The sequence below is a fragment of the Pleomorphomonas sp. JP5 genome (genome assembly GCF_023721815.1).
Classification (GTDB): Bacteria; Pseudomonadota; Alphaproteobacteria; order Rhizobiales; family Pleomorphomonadaceae; genus Pleomorphomonas.
The window spans coordinates 901,369-916,819 of sequence record NZ_JAMDLI010000008.1; the positions used below are offsets into that span (position 1 = coordinate 901,369).

A 15,451-nucleotide genomic window follows, 5' to 3' on the forward strand; every position below is an offset into this window, starting at 1 on the left:
CAGCCGGCGCTTCGAGTCGCAACGCACGTCCTCCACCGAGCACTTCTTCCTTCGCTGGGACTTGATGCCCCTCAGGCTTTCCGATTGGATGGCGGCGCCTCTTCCTCTTTCACCGGAACAGACAATGTCCTCTCGCCCCTCGCCGCAGGCCATCGCCGCGGGCTTGATCGCAGCTTTCGTCGGTTTCGGCGGGGCCTTCACGGTCGTCGTGCGCGGCCTTTCCGCCGCCGGCGCGTCTCCAGCCGAGGTGGCCTCCGGGCTGATGGCGGTCACCATCGTCATGGGGCTCTCGGGCGTACTGCTCAGCCTTCGCTTCCGAATGCCGATCTCCGTGGCCTGGTCTACTCCGGGGGCGGCATTGCTCGCCTCCTCCGGCGCGGTGGCCGGCGGATACTCCTACGCGGTCGGGGCCTTCCTTATAACGGGTGCGCTTTTGATGCTGTCCGGCGTCGTCAAGCCTCTCGGCCGAGCGGTCGCCGCCATACCCACGCCGATCGCCTCGGCGATGCTGGCCGGCGTGCTGCTCACGCTTTGTCTCGCACCGGTCAAGGCAGTCGCCGTCTCGCCGGTTGCCGGCCTCGCAGTCGTAGGGACATGGCTCGTGGTCGGCCTGTGGCGAAAGGTACTTGCCGTGCCGGCTGCCGTGATCGTCGCCGCCGTCATCATAGCGATGACGACGCCAATTCCCCCCTCCGTAACCGAAGGTCTCGTACCGGCGCCGGTTCTCATCGCGCCCCACTTCAGCTTTGCCGCTCTGATCGGAACCGCGCTTCCCCTCTACGTGGTCACCATGGCGGCCCAGAACATTCCCGGCATGGCCGTCCTGAACGCCAATGACTACCGGCCGGAGTTCGGTCCTATTCTCAGGAACACGGGTGCCTTCACCCTTCTCGCCGCCCCATTCGGCGGCCACTCGGTAAACCTCGCAGCGATCACCGCCGCCCTTTGCGCCGGCCCCGACGCCGACCCAAACAAGGACAGCCGTTACTGGGCCGCCGTCGTTTGTGGCGTCGCCTATGTGGTCGTCGGGCTGATCTCGGGCGCCGCCACGGCGTTCATCGCCGCCGCCCCGCCTGTCCTCATCGAGGCCGTTGCCGGCCTTGCCCTCCTTGGGGCTTTCGGCGCCTCCACCTCGACCGCCCTGTCGGCACCCGACACGCGCGAAGCGGCCGTCGTCACCTTTCTCGTCACGGCGTCGGGAGTCGGCTTCCTCGGCATCCCCGGCGCCTTCTGGGGGCTGATCGCCGGCATCTCAGTACACCTCATCAACCGCTTCAAGTTGGCCGCCTGACGGCCTAAACGGATCGACCACAATGCTTTATCTCGTACGACACGGACAAACGCTTTGGAACACGGAGGCGCGTTTCCAGGGACAATTCGATTCACCGCTCACGGATCTCGGTCGCGATCAGGCAACCCGCATCGGGCGGGCGCTCGCCGCCGAGATCGGACCGCGATCCGAACCGATCCTCGCCTATGTCAGCCCGCTCGGGCGCACCCGTGCCACTGCTCGGTTGATCGGACAGTCGCTGCCAATGCGCATCGTCGAAGAGCCGAAGCTGATGGAGGTCCATTTCGGCGACTGGGAAGGTTTGACGCGCGATGACATCCTCTCCCGTTTCGGCGAGGACCAATCCATTCGGCCGATAGACTGGCAGTTCCAGGCTCCGGGTGGAGAGACGCTCGATACCGTATTGGCTCGAGTCGCCGCATGGTATGACAAGGTGGAAACACCGGCCGTCGTCATCACCCACGGGGTGATCAGTCGGCTTGTGCGCGGCCTCTACGCGGGGCTTTCGCATGAGGAGATGCTGACGCTGCCCGTGTCGCAGGACGGGTATTTCCGGCTTGATGGCGGACACGTCGAGTTCGTGACGGCGCCTTGACGGACTTCCGCCAGGTTTCGTTGACCGAACCGGTCAAATCCTGGTGTGAATGGCGTGATCGGCCGCGTCCGGGCTCGCCAGGGTAGCGATTATGCCTTATGGTCCATGATCATGACCTTCTGGCAGCATTTCTCCGCCGTCATCTCCCGCATTCCCGATGCGGTCACCTGCGTCTTTCAGTGCGTGGTCGATGTGCTGCGCGAGACCTTGTCGCCCGAGGCGCGGCGCGAGGTCGCCTTCACCTCTGCCATGATTGCCCTTTCCGCCAAGATGGCCAAGGCCGACGGCGTCGTCACGGCCGACGAAGTGGCCGTGGTGGAGCGCCTTTTCCAGGTACCGCCGGAAGAGAAGCGCCACGTCGCCCGCCTCTTCAATCTCGCCAAGCAGGACACTGCCGGCTACGAATACTACGCCGAGCGCATCCATGCGCTCTACGAGGCGGATCTGGAGACGCTCGAAGACATCCTTGACGGCCTTTTCGTCATCGCCACTGCCGACGGCAGCCTGCATGACGACGAGCTCGCCTTCCTGGAAACGGTGGCAACCATTTTCCGCGTACCGCAGGCGGCTTTCCATCGCCTCTTTGCCCGCCACGTCGGTGAAGACGCACGTTGCCCCTACGCGGTGCTCGGCCTCCCTCCGGGCGCCGACGACGCGGCGGTGAAGAAGGCGTGGCGGCGTCTCGTCGCCGAACACCATCCGGACCGCCTGCAGGCGCGTGGCCTTCCGGCCGATTTCATTCGGGTCGCAACCGAGAGGATGGCGACAATCAATGCCGCCTACAGCGCGATCACCCGACAGGCTGCCTGAGAAAAGCCTCCAGCGCCGAGGCTCGCCTGCGATTTGGCGATACGGTATCTTTCGACGCTCTCCAGCTTCCGCTAAAGACGGAAGCCATGACCGACACAACCTTCCTTCCCGACGGCTACCATGCCCTCGCCCCCGGCAAGCTCGCCAACGTCGTCACCTTTGTGGAAATGACCGAGCCGCCCGACCGGCCACGGCGGCCGGCGCCTGCGGGATACGTGCTCGAGCCCATCGACCGCTGGGACACCGACGCTTTTCTTGACCTCTATCGGGAGATTGGCTGGGAGTGGCTGTGGAGCTCGCGCCTATTGATTGCCCGCGAAAAGCTCGAGGCAAAGCTCGCCTCACCTCACCTGCGTTCCTGGTGCCCGGTAAAGGATGGCCGTCGCATGGGAATCGTCGAGATGGACCTTTCCAAGCCGAACGAGACCGAAATCTCCTTCTTCGGTCTGGTCCCGGACGCGGTCGGCGGCGGTATCGGCGGCTGGCTGATGCAGGAGGCTGTTGCCATCGCTTTCGAACGACCGGGCGTGAAACGCCTGTGGCTGCATACATGCAACTTCGACAGCCCGCAGGCCCTGCCGTTCTACATGCACATGGGCTTCGTGCCCTACGCCCGCGCGGTGGAGGTGCATGACGACGTCCGGCTCCTTGGAGAGCTCGGAGAGAGTGCCGGTCCGCACATCCCGATGATCCGGAACGGCCGTCCGCCGGATCTCGACCAGGACTGAAGCGGCGGCGGACGTTCGGCGAACAAACGGGACTGGCTTCGTCGTCATCTTGTGGTATTGACCTTGCGGTACCAGCCCAAGGGTGAGCAACCCAGAGGGCACGTACCGCAAGAGACCGACATGATCGCATCCGAGCGCCCGGCTCCCGTTTTCGTCGATAGCCCCCCCCGCCTGCCCATGACGAGTTTCCGCGACGCGGAAGCCGCCGTTGACCGCCTGGTCGAGATCTATGCCCGCAACACCGCTTTTCTTCGCTCGTCCTTCGAGGCGGTCGTGCAGGGAGCCGTTCCCGAAGGTCGAATCCGCGCCTTTTATCCGCTGATCCGGGTGTCCACCGACACGCACGGTCGCGCCGACTCGCGCCTGTCCTACGGCCAGTTCAGCGGTCCCGGCGTCTATGAAACCACCGTTTCTCGCCCGGAACTGTTCCGCACCTATCTGGTCGACCAGTTGTCGGTGATCATCCGCAACTATGACGCTCCCGTGGAGATCGGCGAGAGCTCGCTGCCGATACCCCTGCATTTTGCCTTCTACGAAGGGGCCTACGTCGAAGGTGCCCTGATGGACACGTTGCCGCGCCCCTTGCGCGACATGTTCGACGTGCCCGATCTCGCCGTCACCGATGACGCCATCGTCAACGGCACGCTCGATCCCAAGATCGGCGATCCGCTACCGCTGGCCCCCTTCACCGCGCCGCGCGTCGACTATTCGCTGCACCGCCTTCAGCACTACACGGCGACGTCGCCACGGTTCTTCCAGAACTTCGTGCTGTTCACCAACTACCAGTTCTACGTCGACGAGTTCGCGGCCCGCGCCCGCGAAATGATGGCGTCAGGAGAGAGCGACTACGTCGCCTTCGTCGAGCCCGGCAACCAGATTACGCCGCTCGGCGAGGCAGCGCCCGTCGAAGGCGACGAACTGCAACGCCTGCCGCAGATGCCGGCCTATCATCTCCTGCGCAACGACCATTCGGGCATTACGCTGGTCAATATCGGCGTCGGCCCCTCGAACGCCAAGACGATCACCGACCACGTCGCCGTTCTCCGCCCACACGCCTGGGTGATGCTTGGCCACTGCGCCGGCCTCAGAAGCAGCCAGGCGCTTGGCGACTATGTTCTGGCCCACGGCTATGTGCGCGACGATCACGTGCTCGACGCCGACCTGCCGCTGTGGATTCCCATCCCGCCTCTGGCGGAAATCCAGGTTGCGCTCGAAGGATCGGTCGCCGAGGTCACAGGCCTCAAGGATCTCGAGCTCAAGCGCATCATGCGTACCGGCACCGTCGCCACCATCGACAATCGCAACTGGGAACTGCGCGACCAGCGCGAGCCCGTGCAACGATTCTCGCAGTCGCGCGCCATCGGCCTCGACATGGAATCGGCGACGATCGCCGCCAACGGCTTCCGTTTCCGTGTCCCCTACGGAACCTTGCTCTGCGTCTCCGACAAACCGCTGCACGGCGAACTCAAGCTGCCGGGCATGGCAAGCGCATTCTACCGACGCCAGGTCAGCCAGCACCTGACCATTGGCATGCGTGCCATGGAAAAGCTGCGCGAAATGGCGCCGGAGCGGCTGCATTCGCGCAAGCTGCGCTCCTTCATGGAAACGGCCTTCCAGTAGGAGGCCGATTCCGCTCCGCCCACAGGGCCACTTCAATACGGACTGACTAATGCTCACCATTTTCGACTGCGACGGCGTGCTCATCGATTCCGAGATCATTTCCTCGACGGTTACCGCGGAAGTGCTCAACGAGGAGGGGTTCGCCATCACCGCCGAAGAAGTGACGTCACGCTTCGCCGGTCTCGCCAGTGGCGAGATGGAAGCCATCCTTTCGGAAGAAACCGGGCTGCCGGTCAGCGGCCGCATCAAGGACAGGATTCAAGCGGAGTTCGACCGGCGTATCGTCCACGTCAAAGCGGTCCCCGGCATCGCCGAACTGCTCGATGCGCTCGACGGCCCGCGTTGCGTCGGCTCCAATGCCGACTCGGCCTATCTCAAGAAGGCGTTGACCAGCGCCGGCCTCTACGATCGCTTCAAGCCCTACGTGTTTTCGGCCGGAGAGGTTGGAACCTGCCAGGGCAAGCCCGATCCCAACGTCTTTCTTCATGCCGCTCGCGAGTTCGGCGTTGACCCGGCGCAGGCGATCGTCGTCGAAGATTCCTTCGCTGGCGTCACCGCTGCCGTCCGGGCCGGAATGCGAGCCATCGGATTTACAGGCGGCGCCCATTCGTGGCCGGGACACGCCGAGGCGCTGATGGAAGCCGGCGCCGAGACGGTTGTCCGTCGGCACGCGGACATTCTGGCAGTGGTCGAGGCCTTCCGGAGCTGGGACGGCCGGGGCGTCTGACGCCCCCCCTGCTTGACAAGCGATGATTTCCAGCGACGGTCACGCCTTTTTCGCGGCCCGCAGCACGGCGGCGATTACCGACGCCACCGCCTTGTAGAGATCAACAGGGATCGTCTCGTCGAGCTTCAGCGTCGACAACGCATCGGCAAGCGCCGGATTCTCTTCGATTGGGACGCCTGCGTCCCGCGCCTTGTCGATGATCGCCTCGGCCACGGCTCCCTTGCCCGTCGCAACGACTTTCGGCGCGTCCGGCGCGGCGTATTGCAGGGCCACCGCCTTGCGAATGTCCTTGTCGCTCATAGCTGAAGATCCAGGCGATGATTGGCTGCGACCGTCGCGTCTTCGCGACCTTCGGGCGGATGGCCGTGATGCAGGTCGAGGCCGGCCACGACCATTCCCTCCTGTTCGAGACCGAGTACGATGTTCTCCCGCTCCGCTTCCATTCGGACAAGACCGTCGTCGCTCTCGCACCAGACGCCGACCGCCACCCTGCGCCCATCCATCAGGCCAATACGCACAGCCACCGGCCCAAGCGGCGCAATGTCAAAGGCGATGTCCACCTGGAACACCCTGCGAGGCTTGGCTCCCGGCTCGGTCGGCGCGTGGTCATCGCGCTCGATGCGTAGCTGGGCGATCGAGGTTCCGTTCGGCCCGGCGATGGGTATTTCGAACATCAGGGTCTGCGTCGGCGGCGCGGCCTTGGCGTCCCGGCTCTCGGACGTCACCGCCTGATGCAGAAAGACGCGCGACAACGAGCGCTCCGCCTCGCCGAGCGCTCGACCGGCCAACGCTTCCGTTGTGCCCGCCTCGGCTTGATCACCGTCGAGAAGCGGCACGGCCGGCTGACCACGCACCGGTCCGCCCTTGCGAGGCGGCGGCGGTCGGTTGGCGCTTGCCGTTTCGCCATCGTCTCCGGCAACGCTGGCCATCACGTCGGCGTTGCGGCCGAGCCAGGCCAACAGCTCGTGGCGCAGGATCCCCAACGCCCCCTTGAGGTCGATGCCAGTCATCGCAAGATTTGCAGCCGCCTGTGGTGGAGTGGCAGCTGCGGGCGAGCCAACCTGTCTGTCAGGGTTCGCGACCGGTTCGCCGGGAAGCGTCGATACCGGACGTGCCGGTTGTGGAACCTGCGGTGGGCCGACATTTCCGGGACCGACGGCGACCTTGGGCTCCGAACCCGGCTGAGACGATACGGCCTCCGCCGCCGGTTGACCGGCGCCCGGCGGCGCCGGCACTCCGGGGGCGCTGGGTGGTGACGAAGCCGCCCCGGCAGCCACGCGCGGCAAGGCCGCAGGTGCAGCGCTCGGCAAGCTGTCCACCGTGGACGGAACAAAAAGCGCTTTGTCGCCGGCCGAGCGAGGAAGTGGAGGTTCCGTACCTGCAGGATGAGCGGACTGGGGAGGCACCGAATGGCCTGCGACCTGGGAAGATCCGGACGACGCCGACGTTGTGGCTGCCGAGGCCTGCGGGTGCAACGGACGGCCTGGCGTCCAAGGCGCGAAGGTGCGCGCGGACGCAGCGGCACTTCCTGAGCCGCTCTGTGGTGTCGCCTGCGATGGTGAGAGCGACGGCCCCTCCGCGTCGGCGCTGGATGCCGACACCTCGGGTGATGGCGTCTGAACCATGGAGCCGGATGTCGGTTGCGCGCCGCCCAGTTGGCCGGGCGCGGCTCCGCCAGATGTCGATGCGACAGGGGGCGATGAAGGCGCCCCCCCCGCCCCACCGCCAGGCTGCGGTGTTGGCGCGCGCACTTCGACATCGGGCGGCGAAACCTGTTGTGCGGGAGATGCTGGCGCCCCTTCGGGAGCCAGCGCAGCGGCGGGCAGCGCAGGCGCGGATGCGGTTGATCCTGACTGGGAAACCGCGACGCCCACCGAGGCGGACGTCGTCGGCAGCGCTTCTCCTCCCGCAGGTGTTTGGGCTACGCCCACCGCACCGACCGACGGCGCGGGTGTAGCGGTCGAAACGGACGCGGGAACGGCCGTCGGTGCAGCGGCGCCGGTAGCGGCCGGAGCCCCCGGAGGGAGGCTGACCGAACCGGCAGGGGGGGCGGCCGGAGACGCTGGTGTGCCAGCCGAAGAGGTGACGGCCGTAGGGCCCGGCGATCGAGAGCCGCCTTGAGCTGGGGACGCCTCCGTGTTCTGAGACACGACTCCTGCGTTCGGCGAAGATGGTGACGTTGCGGTTGCAACGGGCCTGGCGCTAGGAGACGAAGTGGCGAGCGAAGAAGCCGATATCGAGGGGCGCGCCGTTGCCGGACGCCTTTCTTCCGGTAAGCCACCAAGCGCTTGGCGGATCGCCGGAGGCAGAACCGCCGCCATCCGACCGGCCACCACCGCCTCGTGAAACAGGCCGGACGAACGGATCGCCTCGGCAACCCGCTCCGGTGTCACGGTTCCATCGCCCAGGCGGAAAGCCAGCACCGTGTTGATCGCGGCCTTCACGGTGTCAGGGAGATCCGGGGCGTCGGCAAGCTCGGCCAGTGTGGCGTAGAGCGGCGCCAACCCGCCCTGACGCCCAAGTGCCTCGGCGACCGCTTTCTCGATCAAGGTCGTCTCGGGAACTATGGCAACAGCCGGCTCGGCCGCCGCCGCTTGTACGTCGAGCAGCGAGCCGGCTGGCATATGTTGCGCAAGCGTCTTGCCCGGTTGACCGGAGTTCGCCTGAATTTCGTTGGTCACCGGCGGCAGCGAGCCGATCGCCATGGGCGTGCTCCCGGAGAAGGGGGTCCCCGGAAGGGTGCTTCGAAACGGCCCGTCTGGCAAGCCGTCACAATGGATCGGTGTTACCCAAAGCAAAACGGCGGCCGAAGCCGCCGCCCTGTCGCTTACCCTTGATGGACCAGTTTGGGCTGGCGGGCTGCCAGCGTCTCGTCGACGCGGCGTCGTGGCGCAAGCCGTGGCGCGGCCTTGAACGCATCAGCGTCACCCGACCTCGCCTTGTCCGCGAGATGGCGCAGGGTGCCGATGAACTGGTCGAGGCTGGTCTTGGACTCGGACTCCGTCGGCTCGATCAACATGGCACCGTGAACGACCAGCGGGAAATACATGGTCATCGGGTGATAACCCTCGTCGATCATCGCCTTGGCGAAGTCGAGCGTCGTGACGCCGGTCCCATCGAGGAAGCGATCGCTGAATAGCACCTCATGCATGGCAGGGCGCTCGGGGAAAGCGACCGTCATCACGTCCTGAAGGCGTGCCTTGACGTAATTGGCGGCGAGGACCGCGTCTTCCGAGGCCTGCCGGAGGCCGTCGGCACCGTGGCTCAGCATGTAGGCAAGCGCGCGCACGAACATGCCCATCTGGCCGTGGAAGGCAGTGATGCGGCCGAACGGTTTCAGGCCCCGTTCGCTCGCAGCCTTGCGCGTCTCGACGAACTCGGCGGCACCGTCCTCGTCAAAGCGGACGAAGGGCACCGGCGCATATGGCGCAAGCCGATCGGACAACACCACCGGACCGGCGCCCGGACCACCGCCACCATGCGGTGTCGAGAAGGTCTTGTGCAGGTTGATGTGCATGGCGTCGACGCCAAGATCACCCGGCCTGACCTTGCCGACGATCGCATTGAAATTGGCGCCATCGGCATAGAAATAAGCACCCGCCGCGTGCACAGCCTCGGCGATCTCGACGATGTCGCGCTCGAACAGGCCGCAGGTGTTGGGGTTGGTCAGCATGATAGCAGCGACCTCCGGCCCGAGGCGCTTCCTGACCTCTTCCGGATCGACAGTGCCGTCGGCACGCGCCGGCACGGACACAACTCGGAACCCGAGCTGGGCGGCGGTCGCCGGGTTGGTGCCATGCGCCGATTCCGGCACCAGCACCACGTCGCGCGCCTCGCCGCGATCGACGATCGCCGCCTTGATCGCCGCCATGCCGCACATCTCGCCATGGGCGCCGGCCTTGGGGCTCATGGCGACAGACGCCATGCCCGTCAGCTCCAGGAGCCAGCGGCCGAGCTCGGCTACCAGTTCGACTGCCCCCGACACCGTCGACAGCGGCTGCAGCGGATGAACGTCGGCGAAGCCCGGCAGCCGCGCCATCGCCTCGTTGAGACGCGGGTTGTGCTTCATGGTGCAGGAGCCGAGCGGGTAAAGGCCGAGATCGATGGCATAGTTCTGCCGACTGAGGCGAACGTAGTGGCGCATCGCCTCAGGCTCGGTGAGGCCTGGGAGCTCGACAGGCGCTGTGCGAGCCAGACCGCCGAGGCGCGTCTCGAAGGTATCGGCCTCCTCGATATCGACGCCGCTGACGTCGAGACGGCCCACTTCGAACAACAGCGGTTCTTCGATGGCGAGCCCCTGGTTACCGGTGAATGTGGATGTGGCAACGACGGCGTCGGTGGCGACGGGCGCGGTCGGGCGGCCCACGTTGTTCATGGTCATCGATCACCTCCGAAGGTGAACAGCGTCGAAAGCAGGAAGCTGCGGTAGCGGCTCGGCGTCTTTGTCGGGCTGTCGCTGAAGAAGCGGCGCTGGGAAGCGGAAGACATTTCTTTCCCCAAGGGCTCGGCGCCGTTGGCCGATCGAGTGTCGGTCATGCCAGCGCCTCCCGCATAGCGCTTGTGAAGGCGGCCCTGTCGTCGTCGGTGTTGACCTCGGTGGCGGCCACCACCAGCACGTTTGCAAGTTCGGGCCGGTTCGGCTCGAGCCGGCTCGCCGGAACGCCCGCCAGAACACCCTGGGCAGCCAGCTTATCGACGACGGCAGCCGCGCTTTTCGGCAAGCGAAGGGTAAACTCGTTGAAGAAGGTGCGGTTGAGCAACTCGACGCCGGGGACGCCGGCCAGTTGATCGGCAAGCTGAACCGCGTTGGCGTGATTGACGCGCGCAAGCTTCGTCAGCCCGGCGCCACCCAGCAGCGTCAAGTGGATCGAGAACGCCAGCGCGCAGAGACCGGCGTTGGTGCAGATGTTTGAGGTGGCCTTCTCGCGGCGGATATGCTGCTCGCGGGTCGACAGCGTCAGAACGAAGGATCGCTTGCCATCGGCATCGACCGTTTCGCCGCAGAGGCGACCGGGCATCTGGCGCACGTACTTCTGGCGCGTTGCAAAAAGACCGACGTAGGGACCTCCGAAGCTCAGCGGGTTCCCGAGGGACTGCCCTTCGCCCACCACGATATCGGCGCCTTGCGCGCCCGGAGGCTCGATCAGCCCCAGGGAGACCACCTCGGTAAACACGGCGATCAGGAGTGCGCCCACGGCGTGCGCCTTCTCTGCGATCGGCTTCAGGTCGTAGAGGTGGCCATAGAAGCTGGGCGACTGAACGACGACGCAGGAGGTGGCGTCATCAATGGCCGCGAGGATATCCTCGGTACCCGAGAGATCCGGCGGCAGGCTCTCCACCACGTGCCCAGGAAAGCGCGTCACCGTCTCGACCACGCCACGGTAGTGGGGATGGATGCCCCCCGACAGCACCGCCCGGTCGCGCTTCGTGATCCGGTGAGCCATCAGGACGGCTTCGGCCAGACCGGTCGAGCCGTCGTACATTGAGGCGTTCGCCACTTCCATGCCTGTCAACCGAGCAACCTGTGTCTGGAACTCGAACAGGACTTGCAAGGTGCCCTGGGCGATTTCCGGCTGGTAGGGCGTGTAGCTGGTGAGAAACTCGGACCGCTGGATCAGGTGATCGACGGTGGCCGGGACGTGATGTCGATAGGCGCCGGCGCCAACGAAGAAGGGCACCGACCCCGCCGCCGTGTTTTTCGCCGCCATGGCGCCAAGCCGGCGGGCAACAGCCAGCTCGCCGGCATGCGGCGGCAGTTTCGGCAGCGCCGCAAGGCGCTTTGCCTTGGGAAGATCGGCGAAGAGATCGTCGACAGAGGCAACGCCAATGGCGGCCAGCATGTCGCTCCGATCGGCATCGGACAGTGGAAGATAGCGCATGAACTTGGCTCCGTGGACGCACGACGAAAATCAGGGCAAGACCTGGAATGCCGCATTCCCTCCTCTCTCAGAGTTCCATCGAGAGAGGAGAGAGCAAAAGTGTCGCGGGAAAAACGATCGAGTCTTACTGCCCCTCGACGAAAGCCTTGTAGGCAGCTTCGTCCATCAGGACTTCCAGTTCGGCGGGATCCGACATTTCGATCCGACAGAACCAGCCGGCGCCCTCGGCATCTTCATTGACGGTGATCGGGTTGCTGGCGAGCGGCTCGTTGGCTGCGACGACCGTACCGGTGACCGGCGAATAGACTTCGCTCGCCGCCTTGACGCTTTCGACGACGGCGGTTTCCTCGCCCTTCTTCACCTTGCGGCCGACCGTCGGCACCTCGACGAACACCACATCGCCGAGCTGGGCCTGGGCATGATCGGTAATGCCGAGGGTCGCCACCTTGCCCTCGACGGCGATCCACTCGTGCTCTTCGGTGTAATACTTGGTCATGGTTTTGTTCCGTTGTCTCGGGAGGTCTTTATTTGGGCGCGCGATGGAAGCGTGCCGGAACGAAGGGAAGGGAAACAATCTCGGCCGGCAGCGCCTTGCCGCGCACCAACAGGCCGACCCGCGTCCCCGGGCGAGCGTGAACGACAGCGACGTAGCCCATCGCCACCGGGCCGCCGACCGTCGGACCGAAGCCGCCGGATGTAACGGTGCCGATGGCGACGCCGTTTTCATCCACGATCTCGGTTCCGTCACGGGCGGGCGCGCGGCCATCCGGCTTGATGCCCACGCGCTTGCGAGCAACGCCCTCGGCGATCTGGGAACGAACGATATCGGCGCCGGGGAAACCGCCCTCCTCGCGGCGGCGCTTCTGGATCGACCAGAGCAAACCGGCTTCGACCGGCGTCGTCGTCTCGTCGATGTCGTGACCGTAAAGGCAGAGCCCACCCTCAAGGCGAAGCGAGTCGCGAGCACCGAGACCGATCGGCCGAACACGGGGATCGCCAAGGAGGATTTGCCAAAGGTCCACGACGGTGTCGGCATGGACCGATATCTCGAAGCCGTCCTCACCGGTGTAGCCCGAGCGGGACAGGAAGACCGGAATGCCGGCAAGGCTCGCCGGGCCAACTTGCATGAAGTCCCAGTTCGCAACGTCGGCGCCGAGCGACACCAGCACGTTCACCGCTTCCGGACCCTGAAGGGCGAGCAGTGCCCGCTCCTCATGGATTTCCAGCGAGACGCCTGCGGGCAAGCGGGCGGCGATATGAGCGTAGTCCGCCACCTTGCAGGCGGCATTGACGACAAGCCCGAGCGTGCCGTCGGCACCCGGAGCACGATGCACCATCAGATCGTCAAGGATACCGCCACGGCCGTTGAGAAGCTGAGAGTAACGCTGTCGACCGGGTTCGAGTCCGAGAATGTCGGCCGGTACAAGTGTCTCGAGAGCGCCGGCGACCGTCGCGTGGTCAGCTCCACGCAGGGTGGCCTGCCCCATGTGCGACACGTCGAAAAGCCCGGCTGCAGCGCGGCAATGGGCGTGTTCGGCGAGAATGCCTTCATATTGCACCGGCATGTAGTAGCCGGCGAATGGCACCATGCGGGCGCCGAGCGCCACGTGGGCGTCATAAAGCGGCGTCTTGAGTGGCGCGTCGGAATGCGGGTCATGGTCGGCATGGACGGGTGTCGTCATGCGTCGGCTCCGGATAGAGGTGGGCGAACGACGGGTTCCGTCTGTCCGCGCCCCCTCTGTCACGTAACCTGAGAGATTTCCCCGGGGCACCTTGCCCGGGTTACTCCTTCGGTGAGTCGGGCCTGAACCTCGACTGCTTTCCAGAGCGTCGCCCGCTGCGAGCGGTCCTTTTGCCTGAGAGTTTCCGGGGCGGTTGCTCCTTCGGCGCCGACGGTAACCACCGTCGATCTCTCCCGCGCAGCGTCTCGGAGCCTTGCAGCCCCGCGTCCGGGTACGACCTTTCCCGGACAGCCGCCAACATGACCTGTCGGCGGCGGAATATCAAGCGTCCTACTTCTTCTTGCTCTCGTCGAAACCAACATAAATGATGAAGTTGCCCTGGGTCTTGTCGCCCGTCACGACCAGATCAGGCGCCACAAGGTCCCAATCGGCAGCGGCCGTACCCGGAGCGATGGTGGCATTCACCGGATAGAGCTTGGAGTAGAGCACCTCATCGCCATTGCGGACCATCACGACGCGCACCGGTAGCGATGTGGACCCTGTCAATCCCTTGGGTCCGGCCAAAAGGCGACCGGCCACGCCGACCTTGATGGTGGTCGTGCCGGAAGCATCCGTATGACACTCGCGGGCGAACTTGCGGATGGTGCCCTGGAAGCGGATGGCGCTGTAGTCGCCCTCCTTGCCTTTCTCGAACACGGCCAGCATCTGCGTGCCATCGCGCACCTGCACCTCGGGGCAAACCGCCACCACGGCGAATCGCTCCAGGGCTTCCTGCTCGGCCTTGGGATCCGGACCACCGGAGACCAGCGACCGGGGGGAGAAGCCATTATCCGAGGAACAGGCCGAAAGCGTCACGGCGAGCGCCAACGCCGACAAAATCTTACCGCTGAAACCGACAGACATCATGAGAGCGTCACCTCCGCTTCGCCGCTTCCATAGCATGCGGTCCCGGCCTTGGCGACTCGTTCGATGCGGCTCATCAACGAGCAAACTTTCGATCATATCGGGAGGCGGCCAGCACGCAGAGAAGACTTCCACCAGCATCCGAGCCATGATCCGGACGTCGGCCTTTCCCTTGACAGTGCATGGGCAAACACTTCTATTCCGCTTCTCCACTGACGAGGTGCCACGGTTGACGCTGCCGAAGCTCAAAATCCTGCTCTGCGCGCCGCGCGGCTTCTGCGCCGGCGTCGACCGGGCGATCCAGATCGTCGATTTGGCGCTCGTCCGTTATGGTGCGCCGGTCTACGTGCGGCACGAAATCGTTCACAACAAATACGTGGTCGAAGAGCTCCGGGCCAAGGGCGCCGTGTTCGTCGAGGAACTCGACGAGATTCCCGATACCGAGCAACCGGTGATCTTCTCGGCCCATGGCGTGCCACGCTCGGTGCCCGCGGCTGCGGCTGCCCGCAACCTCTTCCAGCTCGACGCGACATGTCCGCTGGTCACCAAGGTGCATCGCGAGGCGGAAATTCACCACAAGAAGGGACGGCACGTCATCCTGATCGGCCACGCCGGCCACCCCGAGGTGATCGGCACCATGGGTCAGCTCCCCGAGGGATCCGTGACGCTTATCGAGACGGTGGATGATGTCGACAAGCTCGATTTTCCGCCCGGCACCGTGCTCTCCTACACCTCGCAGACCACGCTGTCGGTCGACGACACGCGGATGATCGTCGAAGCTCTCTCGCTTCGCTATCCGGACATCGTGCCGCCCCACAAGAGCGACATCTGCTACGCTACGACCAACCGGCAGGCTGCGGTGCGGGAAGTGGCGCCCAAAGTGGACGCCATGCTGGTTGTCGGCGCTCCCAACTCCTCGAACTCGCAGCGCCTGCGCGAAGTTGCGGCTCGCGAGGGCTGCGCGCGGGCCTTCCTGATCCAGCGAGCTTCCGATCTCGACTGGAGCGCACTCGACGGCATCGCCACACTCGGCATCACGGCGGGTGCCTCGGCGCCGGAAGTGCTCGTCGAAGAGATCATCGATGCCTTCGCCGCCCGTTACGACGTGACGGTGGAAACGGTGCGAACGGCCGAAGAGACCATCGCCTTCACCCTTCCGCGCCAACTGCGCGACATCACCGACCACGGGGCCGACAAGAGCGGCCCGGAGCAATAA

16 protein-coding genes and 1 riboswitch are annotated in these 15,451 nt (G+C 65.3%); of the genes, 8 read left to right on the top strand and 8 right to left on the bottom strand.

What is annotated here, in order from left to right; genetic code table 11:
* The first annotated feature begins 124 nt into the window (after positions 1-124).
* From M4J40_RS15290 to M4J40_RS15315, 6 genes are all read left to right on the top strand, one after another.
* Positions 125-1,291 (top strand): benzoate/H(+) symporter BenE family transporter, encoded by a 1,167-nt coding sequence (locus M4J40_RS15290; protein ID WP_251755140.1) that lies wholly within the window; start codon positions 125-127, stop codon positions 1,289-1,291.
* Positions 1,292-1,313: 22 nt separating this feature from the next.
* The gene (locus M4J40_RS15295; protein ID WP_251755141.1) at positions 1,314-1,886 is read left to right on the top strand and encodes a histidine phosphatase family protein; all 573 of its coding nucleotides are present in this window, start codon (positions 1,314-1,316) and stop codon (positions 1,884-1,886) included.
* A gap of 111 nt (positions 1,887-1,997) precedes the next feature.
* Positions 1,998-2,696 carry a TerB family tellurite resistance protein gene (locus M4J40_RS15300; RefSeq protein ID WP_251755142.1) on the top strand — a complete coding sequence of 233 codons (699 nt, stop codon included), beginning with the start codon at positions 1,998-2,000 and terminating at the stop codon, positions 2,694-2,696.
* Positions 2,697-2,782: 86 nt separating this feature from the next.
* Positions 2,783-3,424 carry a GNAT family N-acetyltransferase gene (locus M4J40_RS15305; protein ID WP_251755143.1) on the top strand — a complete coding sequence of 214 codons (642 nt, stop codon included), beginning with the start codon at positions 2,783-2,785 and terminating at the stop codon, positions 3,422-3,424.
* A 177-nt stretch (positions 3,425-3,601) separates the two neighbouring features.
* The gene (locus M4J40_RS15310) at positions 3,602-5,044 is read left to right on the top strand and encodes an AMP nucleosidase (protein WP_251755613.1); all 1,443 of its coding nucleotides are present in this window, start codon (positions 3,602-3,604) and stop codon (positions 5,042-5,044) included.
* A gap of 49 nt (positions 5,045-5,093) precedes the next feature.
* Complete coding sequence (locus M4J40_RS15315) at positions 5,094-5,771, top strand: HAD family phosphatase (protein WP_251755144.1); 678 nt, start codon at positions 5,094-5,096, stop codon at positions 5,769-5,771.
* A 39-nt stretch (positions 5,772-5,810) separates the two neighbouring features.
* On the opposite strand, the gene M4J40_RS15320 is transcribed toward M4J40_RS15315, so the two are convergent.
* Entirely contained in the window at positions 5,811-6,071 is a 261-nt protein-coding gene (locus M4J40_RS15320) for an EscU/YscU/HrcU family type III secretion system export apparatus switch protein (protein ID WP_251727194.1), read from the bottom strand.
* Complete coding sequence (locus M4J40_RS15325; protein WP_251755146.1) at positions 6,068-6,781, bottom strand: hypothetical protein; 714 nt, start codon at positions 6,779-6,781, stop codon at positions 6,068-6,070. Before M4J40_RS15325 ends, M4J40_RS15320 begins: the two co-directional genes overlap by 4 nt.
* A 1,204-nt stretch (positions 6,782-7,985) precedes the next feature.
* Here M4J40_RS15325 and M4J40_RS22420 point away from each other — a divergent pair.
* Complete coding sequence (locus M4J40_RS22420; protein ID WP_257235221.1) at positions 7,986-8,117, top strand: hypothetical protein; 132 nt, start codon at positions 7,986-7,988, stop codon at positions 8,115-8,117.
* A gap of 481 nt (positions 8,118-8,598) precedes the next feature.
* On the opposite strand, the gene gcvPB is transcribed toward M4J40_RS22420, so the two are convergent.
* From gcvPB to M4J40_RS15355, 6 genes are all read right to left on the bottom strand, one after another.
* Positions 8,599-10,146: an aminomethyl-transferring glycine dehydrogenase subunit GcvPB gene (gene gcvPB / locus M4J40_RS15330; protein WP_251755614.1), complete on the bottom strand. Its 1,548-nt coding sequence runs from the start codon at positions 10,144-10,146 to the stop codon at positions 8,599-8,601.
* A gap of 2 nt (positions 10,147-10,148) precedes the next feature.
* Entirely contained in the window at positions 10,149-10,307 is a 159-nt protein-coding gene (locus M4J40_RS15335; protein WP_251755147.1) for a hypothetical protein, read from the bottom strand.
* Positions 10,304-11,650 carry an aminomethyl-transferring glycine dehydrogenase subunit GcvPA gene (gcvPA, locus tag M4J40_RS15340; RefSeq protein WP_251755149.1) on the bottom strand — a complete coding sequence of 449 codons (1,347 nt, stop codon included), beginning with the start codon at positions 11,648-11,650 and terminating at the stop codon, positions 10,304-10,306. Before gcvPA ends, M4J40_RS15335 begins: the two co-directional genes overlap by 4 nt.
* 124 nt (positions 11,651-11,774) lie before the next feature.
* On the bottom strand, positions 11,775-12,146 hold the full coding sequence (gene gcvH / locus M4J40_RS15345) for a glycine cleavage system protein GcvH (protein WP_251755151.1): 372 nt from the start codon (positions 12,144-12,146) through the stop codon (positions 11,775-11,777).
* A 28-nt stretch (positions 12,147-12,174) separates the two neighbouring features.
* Positions 12,175-13,332, bottom strand: coding sequence for a glycine cleavage system aminomethyltransferase GcvT (gcvT, locus tag M4J40_RS15350; RefSeq protein WP_251755153.1), 1,158 nt, complete (start codon positions 13,330-13,332; stop codon positions 12,175-12,177).
* A gap of 152 nt (positions 13,333-13,484) precedes the next feature.
* Positions 13,485-13,578, bottom strand: a riboswitch (glycine riboswitch).
* An 84-nt stretch (positions 13,579-13,662) separates the two neighbouring features.
* The gene (locus M4J40_RS15355) at positions 13,663-14,238 is read right to left on the bottom strand and encodes a hypothetical protein (protein ID WP_251755155.1); all 576 of its coding nucleotides are present in this window, start codon (positions 14,236-14,238) and stop codon (positions 13,663-13,665) included.
* Positions 14,239-14,464: 226 nt separating this feature from the next.
* Here M4J40_RS15355 and ispH point away from each other — a divergent pair, with 226 nt between their 5' ends.
* Positions 14,465-15,451: a 4-hydroxy-3-methylbut-2-enyl diphosphate reductase gene (gene ispH / locus M4J40_RS15360; RefSeq protein ID WP_251755157.1), complete on the top strand. Its 987-nt coding sequence runs from the start codon at positions 14,465-14,467 to the stop codon at positions 15,449-15,451.

Bases quoted from the DNA above. Each gene is read 5' to 3' on its own strand.
- M4J40_RS15290 (WP_251755140.1), top strand. From the start codon at position 125: ATGTCCTCTCGCCCCTCGCCGCAGGCCATCGCCGCGGGCTTGATCGCA.
- M4J40_RS15295 (WP_251755141.1), top strand. From the start codon at position 1,314: ATGCTTTATCTCGTACGACACGGACAAACGCTTTGGAACACGGAGGCG.
- M4J40_RS15300 (WP_251755142.1), top strand. From the start codon at position 1,998: ATGACCTTCTGGCAGCATTTCTCCGCCGTCATCTCCCGCATTCCCGAT.
- M4J40_RS15305 (WP_251755143.1), top strand. From the start codon at position 2,783: ATGACCGACACAACCTTCCTTCCCGACGGCTACCATGCCCTCGCCCCC.
- M4J40_RS15310 (WP_251755613.1), top strand. From the start codon at position 3,602: ATGACGAGTTTCCGCGACGCGGAAGCCGCCGTTGACCGCCTGGTCGAG.
- M4J40_RS15315 (WP_251755144.1), top strand. From the start codon at position 5,094: ATGCTCACCATTTTCGACTGCGACGGCGTGCTCATCGATTCCGAGATC.
- M4J40_RS15320 (WP_251727194.1), bottom strand. From the start codon at position 6,071: ATGAGCGACAAGGACATTCGCAAGGCGGTGGCCCTGCAATACGCCGCG.
- M4J40_RS15325 (WP_251755146.1), bottom strand. From the start codon at position 6,781: ATGACTGGCATCGACCTCAAGGGGGCGTTGGGGATCCTGCGCCACGAG.
- gcvPB (WP_251755614.1), bottom strand. From the start codon at position 10,146: ATGAACAACGTGGGCCGCCCGACCGCGCCCGTCGCCACCGACGCCGTC.
- M4J40_RS15335 (WP_251755147.1), bottom strand. From the start codon at position 10,307: ATGACCGACACTCGATCGGCCAACGGCGCCGAGCCCTTGGGGAAAGAA.
- gcvPA (WP_251755149.1), bottom strand. From the start codon at position 11,650: ATGCGCTATCTTCCACTGTCCGATGCCGATCGGAGCGACATGCTGGCC.
- gcvH (WP_251755151.1), bottom strand. From the start codon at position 12,146: ATGACCAAGTATTACACCGAAGAGCACGAGTGGATCGCCGTCGAGGGC.
- gcvT (WP_251755153.1), bottom strand. From the start codon at position 13,332: ATGACGACACCCGTCCATGCCGACCATGACCCGCATTCCGACGCGCCA.
- M4J40_RS15355 (WP_251755155.1), bottom strand. From the start codon at position 14,238: ATGATGTCTGTCGGTTTCAGCGGTAAGATTTTGTCGGCGTTGGCGCTC.